Source organism: Actinosynnema sp. NPDC059797 (assembly GCF_042732085.1).
Taxonomy (GTDB): domain Bacteria; phylum Actinomycetota; class Actinomycetes; order Mycobacteriales; family Pseudonocardiaceae; genus Actinosynnema.
This window is the reverse complement of the sequence record NZ_JBHWIE010000202.1, coordinates 1-13,730: the sequence shown is the minus strand read 5'-3', so window position 1 is coordinate 13,730 and position 13,730 is coordinate 1. Positions and strand designations below refer to the sequence as shown.

The window sequence follows — 13,730 nt, the reverse complement described above, 5'->3', positions numbered from 1 at the left end:
GGTCCGGCTAGGTCGGCCGCCTCGCCCGGTATCCCCGGCCGGGCGAGGCGGCCGGAGTTCTAGGTGCGCGCCAGGGTCAGGTAGGCGAAGCCCAGGGAGCCCCGGTAGCCCTTGAGCCAGCCGTCGCGGTGTTCGTCGACGATCTCGCGGACCTCGGCGGCCCGCGGGTGGTCCGGGTTGGCCAGCAGCCAGCGCTCGCGGGACGCGCACCAGCGGGACTCGAAGTCGTCCCACTCGTCGCGGGTGGCGGTGGTCAGGTTGAGCAGGCGGTAGCCGCAGGTCAGGGCCAGGTCCACCAGGTCGGGCAGGGTGGCTTGGACCTCGTCGCCGAAGATCGCCTTCGCGGTTGCGTTGGGCGGGTTCTCCCAGAAGCCGTCGCCCAGGAGGAGGGTGCCGCCGGGGCGGAGGCGGGCGTGCAGGGCCTCCAGGGCGCCCCTCGTGCCGCCCCACGCGTGGGAGGCGCCGATGCTGATCACGACGTCGGCCGGGTCGGCGGTCCAGGTGGTGACGTCGGCGAGGTCGAGGGCGACCCGGTCGGTCAGGCCCCTGGCCTCGACGTTCGCCCTGCCCCTGGCGATCGCGTGCTCGTCGCCGTCCACGCCGGCGGCGGTGGCGCCGGGGACGTGCTCGACCGCGCGGAGCAGGAGTTCGGCCCAGCCGCAGCCGTAGTCGACGACCCTCTGGCCCGGGGTCAGGTGCAGGCTTCCGACCAGGTCGAACGCCTTCGCGTCGGACAGCGGGGAGTTGAAGTCCAGGAGGGCATGGCCGTTGGCCGGGACGTCCGTCACGGCCACACCGTGTCAGAAGGCGAGAGGATCGGAAACGGAATTTACCGGTCCTCGCCCCGCACGACGCGGCGCAGCTTGGGCAGGCGTTCGGCGATCACGCGCTCGGCGCCCCGGTTGGTCGGCTCGTAGTAGTCGCGGCCGACCAGGTCGTCCGGCGGGTACTGCTGGGTCAGCACGCCCTCCGGCACGTCGTGCGGGTACCGGTAGCCCTGCGCGTTGCCGAGCTTCGCCGCGCCCGCGTAGTGGCCGTCGCGGAGGTGGGCGGGCACGGTGCCGATGGCGCCCTTGCGGACGTCGGCCACGGCTTCGCCGATGGCGGTGGTCACCGCGTTCGACTTGGGCGCGGTCGCCAGGTGGATCGTCGCCTGCGCCAGGTTCAGGGCGCACTCGGGCAGGCCGATCAGCTGCACCGCCTGCGCGGCGGCCACGCACACCGGCAACGCGGTCGGGTCCGCCATGCCCACGTCCTCGCTGGCGTGGATCACCAGCCGCCTGGCGATGAACCTCGGGTCCTCCCCCGCCTCGATCATCCGCGCCAGGTAGTGCAGGGCCGCGTCCACGTCCGAACCGCGGATGGACTTGATGAACGCGCTGGTCACGTCGTAGTGCTGGTCGCCCTGCCGGTCGTAGCGGACGGCCGCCTTGTCGACCGTGGCCTCCAGCGTCGCCAGGTCCAGCTCGCCGCCGGGGCCCACGGCGTCCGCGGCGGCCTCCAGGGCGGTCAGCGCGCGGCGGGCGTCGCCGCCGGCCAGCCTGACCAGGTGGTCCTCGGTCTCGGGTTCGACCGTGATGGAGCCGTTCAGGCCGCGCTCGTCGGTGACCGCCCGCCGGACGAGGGTGCGGACCGCGTCATCGGTCAGGGGGCGGAGCTGGAGCACCAGGGACCGGGACAGCAGCGGCGAGACGACGGAGAAGAACGGGTTCTCGGTGGTCGCGGCGACCAGCAGCACGATCCGGTCCTCCACCGCGCCGAGCAGCGCGTCCTGCTGGGTCTTGGAGAACCGGTGGACCTCGTCGATGAACAGCACCGTCGACTCGCCGGAGCGGATCAGGCGGCGGCGGGCCTCGTCGATGACCGCGCGCACCTCCTTCACGCCCGCGGACAGGGCGGACAGGGCGGCGAAGCGGCGGCCGGTGGCCTGGGAGACGAGGGTGGCGAGGGTGGTCTTGCCGGTGCCCGGGGGGCCGTAGAGCATGACCGAGGCCGGGGACGAGCCCTCGACCAGCCTGCGCAGCGGCGCGCCCGGTCCGAGCAGGTGGTCCTGTCCGACGACCTCGTCCAGGGTGCGCGGTCGCATCCGCACGGCCAGTGGTGCGTTGGCGGCGATGCGCGACGCCTTCTCCTCCTCGGTCGCGCCGAACAAGCCCTGGTCGAACAGCCCTTCGTTCACGTGTTCGACTGTAGTCGGCTTGGGTGGGGGTGCTGGTCGGGCTGGTGGGGTTGGGTGGGCTGGCCGGGCTGGGTGGGGGTTGGTCGGGTTGGGTGGGTTGGGTGGGTTGGTTGGGCCGGGTTGGTTGGGTGGGCTGGGTGGGGTGCTAGTCGGGCTGTGCAGTGGGGCTGTCCGAGCGTGCAGCGGTGGTACCGGTGGGAGGCTGGTCGCGGGCAGGGTGTGCGGCATGAGCAAGCTGAGCCCCGAGGAGATCGCCCGGCACGCCCACGACGCCGGGTTCCGCGGGGAAGACCTGACGATCGCGGTGGCGGTCGCGCTGGCCGAGTCCGGCGGCGACCCCCGTGCGCACAACGACACCCCGCCCGACGACTCGTACGGGCTGTGGCAGATCAACATGCTGGGGTCGATGGGGCCGGCTCGGCGGCGCGAGTTCGGGCTCGGGTCCAATCGGGAGCTGTTCGACCCGCGCGAGAACGCGAAGGCGGCCAACAGGATCTCCGGTGACGGTCGGTCGTGGACGCCGTGGACCACTTATACGAGCGGGAAGTACCGGCAGCACCTGGACGAGGCTCGGCGCGGGGTGGCGGCGCTGAGGCGCGGGGGCGGTTCCGGGGGTTCCCGGGGTTCCGGGGGTTCCCGGGGTTCCGGGGGTGCTGGGGGTTCCGGGGGCGGTGGGCGTGGTGGTTCCGGCGGGTTCTCCGTTGACGTGGGTGTGCTGCGCGATTACGCGCGGCGGACGCGCAACACCGCCGACGACCTGACCGCGCTCGGTCGCGGGCACGTGCGCGACGTCCGGGCCATCGCCGACGACAGCTTCGGGCGCATCGGCAGGCAGTCCGGGTTCGCCGAGGCGCTGGACAACTTCGGGGCGGCGCTGCGCAAGCAGGTCAAGGGGGTCGCGCACAACACCGACGCGCTGGCCGCGTCGGCTGCCAAGTCCGCCAGGTCGTACCGCGACCAGGACGACGACATCGCCCGCGCCCTGAACGGCGGCCGGGGGGTAACCGGAGGGGGTGAGGGCTAGTGGATACCCGTGCGATCGCCCGGCACTTCGCGGAGAGCATGATCGGGCACCGCAACGCGCTGGCCGGCAAGGCCGAGGACGCGGTGAAGGCGCAGTACGCGCTGCACCGGACCGCGACGGGCCTCACCGACCACCAGGAGGAGCAGGGCAAGGCCGCCAAGACCGTGCTGGAGCACTGGCGGGGCGACAACTCCGAGGGGTTCGAGAAGCGCACGAACCGGCTGGGCCGGCAGTTGCGCGTGACCGCCGACGCGGCGCGGGACGCCGAGCGCGTCGTGGCCGGGGTGTCCGCCGCCCTGACCACCGGGCACGCGCGGGCGCGGCAGGCCGTGGAGGAGTACCTGCGCGAGGCGACCCGGCTGCTCGACGCGGGCAAGGCGGTCGGCACCCGGGCGGCGATGCTCCAGGCCGTCGCGCGGGCCGCCGACCTGGAACCCCGGTACACCAAGGAGACCGCCACGGCGGTGCGCGACGTGCGGGGTGAGATGGAGGACGCCGCGCGCAGGTTGCGGGCGTTGGAGAAGGAGGTCGAGCACGACGGCGTGGCCGACGCGCGGCCCCGGCGGTCGCGGGGTGAGGTCGGTGGAGGGGGTGGTGGTGCTGGTGGTGCTGGTGGCGGTGGTGCCGGTGGCGGGGGGCGTACCAGCCCGTCGGACGCGCGTGCTCGTGGGCGGGCGCGGACGATCATCTCGGCGGCGCGGGGCCAGATCGGCGTTCGCGAGAACCCGCCGGGCAGCAACCGCAACCCGTACGGGCCCACGGCGGCGTGGTGCTCGTCGTTCGCCACCGCGATGTGGCGCAAGGCCGGGGTGGACATCCCGATCCTGCCGTTCACCGGTGACGTGTTCCGGTGGGGGCAGCGCAACGGCAAGGCGTACACGTCGTTGAGCGCGGTGAGGCCCGGTGACGTGCTGCTGTTCGGGACCGGGCCCGGCAGCCCGGCGACCAGCAAGCACATCGGGATCGTGGAGAAGGTGTCCGGTGACACCGTGACGTTGATCGAGGGCAACTCGGGTGACTCTGTGCGGCGCAACACCCACCGGCTCAGCTCGGGCACGTTCTACGGAGGGGTGCACCCGTGAACGCGACGGGGACTGGGTTCACGGCGCGTGCTCATGACCCGGACACCGGGATCTCGGTGGAGGTCGGGCCCGGGGGCGGGTTGCGCGACCTGGTGCTGGACCAGCGGTCGCTGCGGTTGGGGACTACCGGGTTGGCGAAGGCGGTCCTGGCGCTGGTCGACACGGCTGCGGCGCGGGCGAACGCGCGGGTGGAGCGGGTCGTGGGTGATGTGAGCGCGCTCGGGTTGGGCGTGGAGGCGCGGATGGCCGAGTCGGTCGAGGACACGACTCCCGAGACGTGGCGGGTGTGAGGCGTGGCGGGTGTGATGGGGCTCGGGGAGAGGCTGGAGGCCATTCGGCGGGAGGCTTCGGGGCGGGGCGTGACCGTGGTGGTGGACCTGCACGGGAAGCTGGTGGACCTGTCGTTCGCGCGGGAGGCGTTGACCATGCGGCCCGACGAGTTGGCCGGTGTCGTGCGGGGGCTGGTGGACGAAGCCGCGGCGGGGGCGGTGGAGGAGGGGATGGCCGTGGTCGGCGAGGTGGTGCCGGCGGAACTGCTGGAGCCCTTGTCGCGCGGGGCTTGAGTTCCCATCGGTTTTCAGGGGCTGGTCCCGGCTCGATTTGACATGGGGCCCTTACGAGTACCGGAGGCAGGCCGCAGCCGGCAGGCACGGTGGGGAAGAGCGTCCCACCGAGCCTGCCGGCTCCGACCAGCCTATGGCACTCGAACCCATGTCAAATCGGGCCTCGTCGGCCACCGCCAGTCCCGTCTAACTCGCGTGTCGTCCAGTCGGACATCGCGTGTCCTCCAGTGGGACATCGCGAGTCGTACGTTCCGGTCGGGTGAGTCGTACGTTCGGGACGCGCGTGTCATGCGTTGGGGACGCGCGTGTCATGCGTTGGGAACCGGTGTGTTCTGCGTTCGCGGCAGGTGGTCAGTGGGTGGTCTGGGTCAGGAGGGTGGACAGGTGGCGGGCCATCCAGGGGGTGTCTGCCGGGGTGATGCGGACCCAGTTGGTGTCGTCGGTGGACATGGCGTAGCGGCCTGCTGCGGTGTCCGTCCAGCTCAGGACGGTGGAGCGGCCCGCTTGGCCGGTGGCGGCCAGTTGGCCGCTCGCTTGCCGCGGTGAGTCGACCAGGGTGGTGATGGCGCGGGTGGCCCGGCCGGTGACGTTGGCTTGCGCCAGGGCTCGTTCCAGGGCCGGGTGGCCTGATTTCGCGTAGGCCTCCATGGCGGCGGTGAAGGCGGGGCGGGGCAGGGAGACCTGGTCCCCCGGGCCCGCCGGGGCGTCGCCGATGACCCTGGTGATGGCCGTGGTCAGGTCGGTGATCGGTTCGAGGGCCACCTCGCGGTCGTTCATCACCGCCAGGACGCCGCGCGGGCCTCTGGTGGTCGCCAGGACCCGCCACGGGGTGGGGCGGAAGATCAGGGCGTCCACCGACTGGCTGCCGTGGGCCAGGCGGCCGAAGAGGTCTTCCAGTTCCGGCGCCACGTCCTCGCCGTCGGCCAGGCCCGCTTCGGTGAGGGTGCGCAGGACCTCGCCGCCCAGGGCGTCCCGTTCGTCCTCGGTCTCGCCGTGCGAGGGGACCTCCAGGGGGTACGGCAGGTCGCCGGTGCCCAGGTCCTCCCACAGGAGGTCGAACTCCAGGTGGGTCAGGACCACGCCGGTCGTCGAACGTCTCGCCATGGGGCACGAAGGTAGTGCCTGGTCCGAACTCGTGCGGACGGGTTGGGCGACACCGGTGGCTAGGCTGCCGGGCGTGGACGTCGCGGGCGGTTTCCTGACGGTGCGGGCCTCCGGCGCCGCCGCCGCCAAAGCCGCGCTCAACGGGGGTGCGTCGGCTCCCGAGCACATCCAGTTGCTGTTGCGCTGCACCGTGCCCAAGGGCGTGCCGTCGACCGGGACCGCGCTTCGGTTTCCCGATTGCTCGTTGCACGTGCTGCCGGTGGGCGTGGTGATGCTGACCGTCGCAGAAGCGCGGTTGAGCATCGGGTTCGGCGAGCTGAAACCGCTGATGTTCCAGCCGGTGCCGGTGGACGGGGCGTTGCGGTCGGTGTTCTCCGGCGCCGTGGCGCACGTGCTGGCCGCCGCGCACGTGCTGGACCCCCACGGGTTGGCGCACCACCTGCTGGGGTTGGCCGAGCTGGTGCTGCGCAGCGCCCTGCGGGCGGAGCTGGACCGGGTCGACGCGCTGGCCGCGCGCAGGCGCGAGGCGCTGGAGTACATGCGCGAGCACCTGGCCGACCCGGACCTGGGGGCGGACCGGATCGCCGAGGCGCTGTTCATCTCGCGCCGGCGGCTCTACCAGCTGTTCGACGACGGGCAGGGCGTGTCCGAGCGCATCCGGGGCCTGCGGATCGACCGGGCCAAGGCGCTGCTGGCGGACCCGGCGAAGGCGGCGCGCGGGATCGGGGAGATCGCCAAGGACTGCGGTTTCGTCAGCGCCGCGCACTTCTCCCGGACGTTCCGCCAGGTGGTGGGCCGGACGCCGAGCGAGTTCCGGGGTCGCTGAACCGCATCCCGGACACGAACCGGCCCGCCACGCCCGCGACGTCGAGCCAGCCGCGGCCGCTCGGCGAGTGCAGGGTGAACACGGCGACGCGCGGGTGGTCGGGGTCGGTCACCACGACCTGGAGCTGCGCGCCGGGCCCGGTCACCGGGATGCGCTCCACGATCACCACCGGGTAGCCGGTGGCGGTCTCGCCCTTGGTGACCTCGCGGATCGTCGGCCCGTCGAGGTGGAAGGCGTGCTCGTCGGGTTCGGCGGGCCGGTCGACCGGCACCACGCCCGCCATCAGCAGGGCGGGGTCGGCGTCGGGGTGCTCGACGACGGCCAGCAGGCCCGCGCCGTGCCGGTGCGCCAGTTCCGCGGCCTGCGTCGCGGAGACCTCCAGGCCCGGGTCGGGCGAGCCCTTGAGCCTGCGCAGCACCGCCAGCAGCTCGGCCGCGGTGCGCTCGGGGGTGCCTAATGCCACCGGGGTGACCCCCGGCACGGGAGCCAGTCTCACCCGAGGCCCGCCCGGAACGCCGCCGCCGCGCCCGCCGTGGACGCCGGTCGAGGTGGGCCGAGCAGCACGGACGCCAGCTCGGCGGTGAGGGACGAGAAGCCGGTCAGGGCCTCGGCCACGGCGGTCGGGGGCTCCTCGGCGCGCAGCCGCTCGGCGACCCGGCGGGCCTGCGCCCGGTGGTCGCGCTCCAGCAGCCGGGCCTCGTCGAGCACCTCGTCCAGCCTGCGCTTCAGCTCGTCGTGCCTGGTCACGGCCTCCTGGTGGGCCGTGGCGTGCGCGGGGGTGAAGCGGGCCAGGGCGCCGGTGTGGTCGACCTCGTCGGCGGCGTCGGCCAGTTCGCGGCGCAACCGCAGCGCGCGCCGGTCCAGCTCCTCGGCCCGCCGCTGGTTGCCCAGCAGCGTGGTGGCCCAGTCGTCGAGCACCTCGGCCGCCGCCCGCATCGCGCGCCGCACCGCCGTCAGCTCCGACACCACCGCCTCCAACCGGGTCCTGAACCCGTCCGCCGCCGCACCCGTCCACCCCTCCGGCGGCGGCCCGGGGTCGGCGAGGGCCGCCGCGCACCGCTCGCTCGCCGCCGCCACCGCGCCCGCGTGGCCGGGGGTGGGGTCGAAACCCAGGCCACGGTAGTCAGCCATGGCTCCACCGGTCCGCTTCGCGGTAGCTCTCACCCGCCGCGCGCAGCCCGTCCGCGACCACGTCCAGCCCGACGCCGCGCAACGCCCGGGACCACTCGGCCACGAGTCGGTCGACCGCCTCGGTGACCCCCTCGGGGCCGAGGTCGCCGACCGGTTCCCCCAGGGCCGCGACCACCGCGCGCACCTCGTCGGCGGTCTCGTCGAGCCGCGAGGCGAAGGCGGTCAGGGCATCCGGGTCGACGCCGTAGCCGTCGCTCATTCGCCGAGCACCGGCGGGTAGGCGGGCGGCAGGTCGTCGAGCAGGTCGAGGCCCTGGTCGTAGCGGTTGCGGTGCTCGCCGTCCTCGGCCCGGTTGGCCGGTGCCACCGGCGGGTACATGCCGAAGCCCTGGGGGCCGCCCGCGCCGGTGACCGGGCCGAAGCCGCCGCGGGCCGCCGCGCCGCCGGGCACCGCGCCCAGGACGCCGGAGGTGGCGCCTTGGCCGAGCGGACCGGAACCGAGTGGACCGGGGCCGAGCGGGCCGGAGCCCGGTGAGCCGGAACCGAGCGGGCCTGAGCCGAGCGGGCCTGAGCCGAGGGGGCCGTGACCGCCGCCGCCCGTGGGGCCGAAGGAGCCGTAGCCGCCGGGTGCGCCCGGGGTCGGTCCGCCCGCGGCGGCCACGCCGGTCACGTCGTCGGGGCGCGTGTCCGGGAACGGCTGCGGCAGGGGCGTGGGTGTCGGCGTGGGCGTGGGCACGGGGGTGGGCGTCGGGACGGGCGGGTAGGGCGGCCGGGGCTGCGCCTCGACCTCCTGCGGGGGGACGGGCCGGTGGTCCGGCCGCACGGTCGACGCGCCCTCCGGCGCCTGCTGGAACACCTCCGGCAGCGACGTGTGCACCTCGCGGCTCGCGTCCTCGAACGCGGTCATCACCCGCACCGCCTCGGCGCGGGCCCGCTGCTGCTCCTTCTTCGACGGCATGTGGTCGTCGAGCAGCTGGTCGAGCATGTACGCGCCTTCCGGCCCGTCGAGCGTGCTCACGTCACGACCCTCGTCGAACCAGCGCTCGGCGGTCGGGTGCACGGGCACGGGCATCCGGCGCCGCGCCTCGTCCACGGCCTCCGTGTAGCGCTCCAGGCCGGTGCCCACCTGGTAGGCCCGCTCCGAGGCGTCGGCGGCCCACCGGGTCAGCCGGGTCACCGACTCGGCGGCCGCGCCCGCGGACGGGCCGCGCCAGGACGTCGCCAGCCGCTGCACGAGGGTCTGCACCCGGGCCGTGGTCTGGTCGACGTCGGCGGCCAGCCGCTGCCAGGCCCACGTGCGCTGCGACATCGCCGCGGCGTCGGAGGACATCACCATGTCCCACATGGTGCGGTGCGCGTAGGCGTTCCAGTTGATCCGCCCGAAGTTGCGCAGCTCGCGGTTCTGCCGGACCCGCTCCTTGCGCTGGTTCTCCCGGCTGATCCGCCGGGCCTGCCGCCGCGCCCGTCTGGCCTGCTCGCGCTCGTTCACCCCAGCCGCCCCATGGTCCGCTTCACTTCGTCGTCCTCGGTCCGGTAGGTCTCGGCGACCCCGTTCAGGGCGTTCCGCAACGTCTCCAGCTCCTCCAGGTAGGAGCTCAGAGCCTTCCGCACGCCGCCGTCGATCGCGCCGGCCCGCAGGCCGAACGCCCGCCTCATGTGCAGCGCGACCGGGCCCTGGCCGTCGCCCAGCGGCTGGTCGACCTCGCCCTCGGCCCGCTTCAGCAGCTCGACCAGCTCGCCGCGCAACCGTTCGAGCTCGCCACCGGCGCGGGTGAACTCGTCGAGGTCCAGCTCGATCCGGTCGGCGTCGCCGTCGGCGACCACCCCGGCCATGCCCGCGCCGGTCGGCGCCGCGACGTCCGGGGCGTCGACGGAGCCCCTGCCGCGCTCCTCGGGCTTCAACTCATCGCGCAACCGCTTGACGTCCTCGACGCCGCGCACCCTGACCATGACGCACATGGTGGTGGTCGCGGGCGCGGTCACCAAGACCGGGTGCACAGCGGGAGCATCCGCGGTGCACGATCGGACAAGCCGTGTGCGAAAATCGCATCCCGTGCCGTCACCTGCCGTTCACGCGCGCGCCGTGTTGCTCGCCGGTCCCTCCGGTTCGGGCAAGTCCACCCTCGCCGCCCACCTGGGCTGGCCCGTGCTGCGCCTGGACGACTTCTACCGCGAGGGCGACGACCCGCTGCTGCCCCGCGACGCCGCGGGCCGCCCCGACTGGGACGCCGAGGGCTCCTGGAACACCGCGGACGCGCTGGCCGCGGTGGTCGAGCTGGCCACCACCGGGACGGTCGACGCGCCCGTGTACTCGATCGGCGAGGACCGCCGGGTCGGCTGCCGCACGGTCACCGCGCCGGGGTTCTTCATCGCCGAGGGCCTGTTCGCCGACCGGCTGGTGGCGGGCTGCCGCGAGGCGGGCGTGCTGGCCGACGCGGTGGTGCTCGCGCCGAACGCCCTGGTGACGTTCGCCCGCCGGTTCGCCCGGGACGTGGCCGAGGCGCGCAAGCCGGTGCCGCTCCTGCTAAGCCGGGGCCTGCGGTTGATGCGCGAGCACCCGGAGGTGGTGCGCCGGTGCGCGGACGCCGGGATGCGGCCGGTGGACCCGCGGCGGGCCCGCGCGCGGCTGGCCTCCATCGGGGCGGGGCTCCCGGCGGCGGTGTAATCCCGCGCACGCCGGGTAAGGCTGCGGCATGGCTGAGTTCGAGCGTGAGCAGAGGATCCCGGTGGACGCGCGGGCGGTGTTCGACATCGCGCGGGACGTGGGCTCGATGGAGGCGTGGCTGCCGGACGGCCTCCAGGTCGAGCCGAGCGGTCCGGAGCGGGTCACCGGTCGGGTCTCGATCGGCGACGAGATCGACGAGGCCGAGGGCTACCTGTCGGCGGTGCCCGAGCAGCGGCGGCTGGAGTGGGGCGACCTGGAGGGCGACGGCTACTCGGGCTGGCTCCAGGTGGACGAGGACGGACCGGGCGCGAGCCGCGTGGTGCTGCACCTGGACGTGCGCGGCGAGCACCCGGAGGCGGTGGGCGGCGAGGCGCACGAGCTGACCGACGAGTACCTGGGCCAGGCGCTGGACCGGCTCGCCGCCCTGGCCACCGATCGCGCAACGTGACCGTTTTCACCTGATCAACCTGCGAAAACCACGGAAAGTCATGTTTAAAGTGGTTGCCGTTCGCACGGGCACGTCGAGGCCCCGGTTCGTCTTCGAGGGAGCTTCACGGTGTTCCGCGCGTTGCGCGGCCGCAACTACCGCATGTGGGCGATCGCCGACCTGATCTCGGTGACCGGCTCGTGGATGCAGTTGATCGGCCTGAACTGGGTGGTGCTCGAACGCACGGGCTCCGCCACCTCCGTCGGCGTCTCGGTGCTGCTCGGCGCCCTGCCCGCGGTCCTGCTCGGGCCGTGGGCGGGGTCGCTGGCCGACCGGCTGCCGGTGCGCCGGGTCATCCTGGTCTGCCAGGCGCTGCACGCCGTGCTGGCGCTGCTGCTGGCGCTGGCGGTGTGGCGGGGCGCGCCGATGGCGGCGGTGTTCGCGCTGACCTTCGCCTCGGGCCTGGTGTCGGTGTTCGACCTGCCCGCGCTGGGCCGGTTCGGCGGGCAGGTCGTGCCGCGCGCCGACCTGGGCAACGCGGTGGCGCTGGGCTCGGTGCTCAGCTCCACCGGCCGCATCCTGGGCATGAGCGGCGCGGCCGTCCTCGCCGCCGCGCTCGGCTCCCCCGCGCTGTTCCTGCTCAACTCGGTCAGCTTCCTGGCCGTGATCACGGCCGTGCTGGCGATCCGCCGCGACGAGCTGCACCCGCTGGAGCGCAGCCCGGCCGACCGCGCGGGCGTGGCCGCCGGCCTGCGGTACGTGCTGGGCAGCGGGCGGCTGCTCCTGCTGTTCGCGCTCGGCTTCGCGCTGTCCGCCCTGGGCCGCAACTACCAGGTCACGATGGCCGCGATGAGCCCGGACGCCACCGCGTACGGCGTGCTGTCCACGGTGTTCGCGGTGGGCACCGTGCTGGGCGGGCTGGCCGCGGCCGCGTGCCGGGCGCTGACCGTGCGGCTGCTGCTGGCGGTGGCGTGCGCGACGAGCCTGCTCCAGGCGGTCTCGGGGCTGGTGCCGAGCACGCTCGGGTTCGCCCTGGTGCTGCTGCCGATCGCGGCGGGCGCGGTGGTCATCGACACCACGATGAGCACGCGCGTCCAGCTCGACACCGCGGACGGGATGCGCGGGCGGCTGCTGGCGGTGAACTCGTCGGTCGGCGCGGCGGCGGGCGCCGCGGGCGCGCCGCTGCTGGGCCGGCTGTGCGAGCGCATCGGCGCGCCGGAGACGCTGGTGCTGGCCGGCACGCTCACCCTGCTGGCGACCGTCGCCGCCGCCTCGGTGCTGGCCGCGCCGCCGGAGCGCCGCGCGGCGCTGGCGCACCGGGTACTGCGCCGCCCCCACCACCCCGCCGCCCCCGGTGCCCACCCGCGCGGTTCGGTGCGCCCTGGGAGCCTTCCCAGGCGGCGTGCCCGCGTCCGGGTGCAACGGCACACCGCCGAAGGGTCGCTCGCGTTCGGCCGCTCGGACGCACTGGGTAACTGAAGATTCACAGACCGCTATGCCCGCCGATACAGTTGCCTCGAATTCCTGGGAGCGTTCCCAGAACCTCAACGAGGAGGTGAACGACGGTGAAGGCCCGACGATGGGTCGCGCTGGCAGCGGCCGGCGTGGCCGGTGTACTGGTCTCGGTGCTCGTGAACGTGGTCAGCACCCCCGCGGCGTCCGCGCACGGCGCCATGATGAAGCCGGGTAGCCGGACCTTCCTGTGCTGGAAGGACGGCCTGTCCCCGCAGGGCGACATCCGCCCCCAGAACCCCGCGTGCAGCGCGGCGGTCAGCTCCGGCGGCACGAACGCGCTCTACAACTGGTTCGGCGTGCTGCGCTCCGACGGCGGTGGCCGCACCAGCGGCTTCATCCCGGACGGCAAGCTGTGCAGCGGTGGCAACCCGACGTTCTCCGGGTTCGACATCGCCCGCAACGACTACCCGGTGACCCACCTGACCGCGGGCGCGAACATCCGCTGGTCGTACAACATGTGGGCCGCCCACCCGGGCACCTTCCACCTGTACGTCACCAAGGACAGCTGGAGCCCGACCCGGGCGCTGGCCTGGAGCGACCTGGAGAGCACGCCCTTCCACAGCGTGACCAACCCGCCGTCGAGCGGCTCGGTGGGCACCGTGGACGGTCAGTACTACTGGAACGCGAACCTGCCCTCGGGCAAGTCGGGCCGCCACATCATCTACTCGGTGTGGACCCGTTCGGACAGCCAGGAGACCTTCTACAACTGCTCCGACGTGGTGTTCGACGGCGGCAACGGCCAGGAGACCGGCGTCGGCAACGGCGGTGGCTCGTCCACCACCACGACGACGACCACCACCAGCACGACCACGTCCACCAGCACGACGAGCACCACGCCCACCACCACGTCGTCGAACCCGGGCACCGCGGGCTGCACCGCGAACTACCGGGTCACCAGCTCGTGGTCGGGCGGCTTCCAGGGCGAGGTCGAGATCACGAACACCGGCTCCAGCACCCTGAACGGCTGGACCGCGAGGTGGAACCTCGCCAGTGGCCAGACCCTGAACAGCGTCTGGAACGGCGTGCGCTCCGGCTCCGGTTCCGAGGTGGCCGTGAGCAACGTGGACTGGAACCGCACCGTGGCGCCCTCGGGCTCGGCGAAGTTCGGCTTCACCGGCAGCTACACCGGCTCCAACCCGCTGCCCACGGTGACCTGCACCAGCCCTTGATCCACACCCCTGTCGGGCCGGTTCGGCGCCGGACCTCCTCCTGAGG

17 protein-coding genes are annotated in these 13,730 nt (G+C 73.8%); 9 read left to right on the top strand and 8 right to left on the bottom strand.

Annotated features, from left to right (window positions below; translation table 11 throughout):
• Nucleotides 1-59: 59 nt before the first annotated feature.
• Both ACFV4N_RS30410 and ACFV4N_RS30405 read right to left on the bottom strand, forming a co-directional pair.
• A complete protein-coding gene (locus ACFV4N_RS30410; RefSeq protein ID WP_499676058.1) occupies nt 60-788 on the bottom strand; it encodes an SAM-dependent methyltransferase in 729 nt (242 codons plus the stop codon).
• 41 nt (nt 789-829) lie between these two features.
• Nucleotides 830-2,179 (bottom strand): replication-associated recombination protein A, encoded by a 1,350-nt coding sequence (locus tag ACFV4N_RS30405; protein WP_499676057.1) that lies wholly within the window; start codon nt 2,177-2,179, stop codon nt 830-832.
• Between the two features lie 226 nt (nt 2,180-2,405).
• Here ACFV4N_RS30405 and ACFV4N_RS30400 point away from each other — a divergent pair, with 226 nt between their 5' ends.
• From ACFV4N_RS30400 to ACFV4N_RS30385, 4 genes are read left to right on the top strand one after another with little or no spacing between them, the layout of a single operon-like run.
• The gene (locus tag ACFV4N_RS30400) at nt 2,406-3,203 is read left to right on the top strand and encodes a type VII secretion target (RefSeq protein WP_499676056.1); all 798 of its coding nucleotides are present in this window, start codon (nt 2,406-2,408) and stop codon (nt 3,201-3,203) included.
• A complete protein-coding gene (locus tag ACFV4N_RS30395; RefSeq protein ID WP_499676055.1) occupies nt 3,203-4,285 on the top strand; it encodes a CHAP domain-containing protein in 1,083 nt (360 codons plus the stop codon). Before ACFV4N_RS30400 ends, ACFV4N_RS30395 begins: the two co-directional genes overlap by 1 nt.
• Nucleotides 4,282-4,575, top strand: coding sequence for a YbaB/EbfC family DNA-binding protein (locus ACFV4N_RS30390; RefSeq protein ID WP_499676054.1), 294 nt, complete (start codon nt 4,282-4,284; stop codon nt 4,573-4,575). The genes ACFV4N_RS30395 and ACFV4N_RS30390 overlap by 4 nt, the downstream gene beginning before the upstream one ends.
• Nucleotides 4,576-4,578: 3 nt before the next feature.
• Nucleotides 4,579-4,848, top strand: coding sequence for a hypothetical protein (locus ACFV4N_RS30385; protein ID WP_499676053.1), 270 nt, complete (start codon nt 4,579-4,581; stop codon nt 4,846-4,848).
• Between the two features lie 351 nt (nt 4,849-5,199).
• On the opposite strand, the gene ACFV4N_RS30380 is transcribed toward ACFV4N_RS30385, so the two are convergent.
• Nucleotides 5,200-5,952 (bottom strand): ESX secretion-associated protein EspG, encoded by a 753-nt coding sequence (locus ACFV4N_RS30380; RefSeq protein WP_499676052.1) that lies wholly within the window; start codon nt 5,950-5,952, stop codon nt 5,200-5,202.
• A gap of 55 nt (nt 5,953-6,007) precedes the next feature.
• On the opposite strand from ACFV4N_RS30380, the gene ACFV4N_RS30375 reads away from it, so the two are divergent.
• Nucleotides 6,008-6,778, top strand: a complete 771-nt coding sequence (locus ACFV4N_RS30375; RefSeq protein WP_499676051.1) for a helix-turn-helix transcriptional regulator — start codon at nt 6,008-6,010, stop codon at nt 6,776-6,778.
• Here ACFV4N_RS30375 and ACFV4N_RS30370 read toward each other — a convergent pair.
• The 5 genes from ACFV4N_RS30370 to ACFV4N_RS30350 are packed head-to-tail and all read right to left on the bottom strand — an operon-like array spanning nt 6,705 to nt 9,906.
• Nucleotides 6,705-7,241 (bottom strand): hypothetical protein, encoded by a 537-nt coding sequence (locus ACFV4N_RS30370; protein WP_499676050.1) that lies wholly within the window; start codon nt 7,239-7,241, stop codon nt 6,705-6,707. The genes ACFV4N_RS30375 and ACFV4N_RS30370 overlap by 74 nt on opposite strands.
• A gap of 29 nt (nt 7,242-7,270) precedes the next feature.
• Nucleotides 7,271-7,909: a hypothetical protein gene (locus ACFV4N_RS30365; protein ID WP_499676049.1), complete on the bottom strand. Its 639-nt coding sequence runs from the start codon at nt 7,907-7,909 to the stop codon at nt 7,271-7,273.
• Nucleotides 7,902-8,168, bottom strand: a complete 267-nt coding sequence (locus ACFV4N_RS30360) for a WXG100 family type VII secretion target (RefSeq protein ID WP_499676048.1) — start codon at nt 8,166-8,168, stop codon at nt 7,902-7,904. The genes ACFV4N_RS30365 and ACFV4N_RS30360 overlap by 8 nt, the downstream gene beginning before the upstream one ends.
• Complete coding sequence (locus ACFV4N_RS30355) at nt 8,165-9,397, bottom strand: PPE domain-containing protein (RefSeq protein WP_499676047.1); 1,233 nt, start codon at nt 9,395-9,397, stop codon at nt 8,165-8,167. The genes ACFV4N_RS30360 and ACFV4N_RS30355 overlap by 4 nt, the downstream gene beginning before the upstream one ends.
• Nucleotides 9,394-9,906, bottom strand: coding sequence for a hypothetical protein (locus ACFV4N_RS30350; protein ID WP_499676046.1), 513 nt, complete (start codon nt 9,904-9,906; stop codon nt 9,394-9,396). The genes ACFV4N_RS30355 and ACFV4N_RS30350 overlap by 4 nt, the downstream gene beginning before the upstream one ends.
• An 85-nt stretch (nt 9,907-9,991) precedes the next feature.
• Between ACFV4N_RS30350 and ACFV4N_RS30345 the strand changes: the two genes are divergently transcribed.
• From ACFV4N_RS30345 to ACFV4N_RS30330, 4 genes are all read left to right on the top strand, one after another.
• On the top strand, nt 9,992-10,573 hold the full coding sequence (locus ACFV4N_RS30345; protein WP_499676045.1) for a uridine kinase family protein: 582 nt from the start codon (nt 9,992-9,994) through the stop codon (nt 10,571-10,573).
• A 28-nt stretch (nt 10,574-10,601) separates the two neighbouring features.
• Entirely contained in the window at nt 10,602-11,021 is a 420-nt protein-coding gene (locus ACFV4N_RS30340) for an SRPBCC family protein (protein ID WP_499676044.1), read from the top strand.
• A 108-nt stretch (nt 11,022-11,129) separates the two neighbouring features.
• On the top strand, nt 11,130-12,479 hold the full coding sequence (locus ACFV4N_RS30335) for an MFS transporter (protein WP_499676043.1): 1,350 nt from the start codon (nt 11,130-11,132) through the stop codon (nt 12,477-12,479).
• A gap of 86 nt (nt 12,480-12,565) precedes the next feature.
• A complete protein-coding gene (locus ACFV4N_RS30330; protein WP_499676042.1) occupies nt 12,566-13,684 on the top strand; it encodes a lytic polysaccharide monooxygenase auxiliary activity family 9 protein in 1,119 nt (372 codons plus the stop codon).
• The last annotated feature ends 46 nt before the right edge of the window (nt 13,685-13,730 follow it).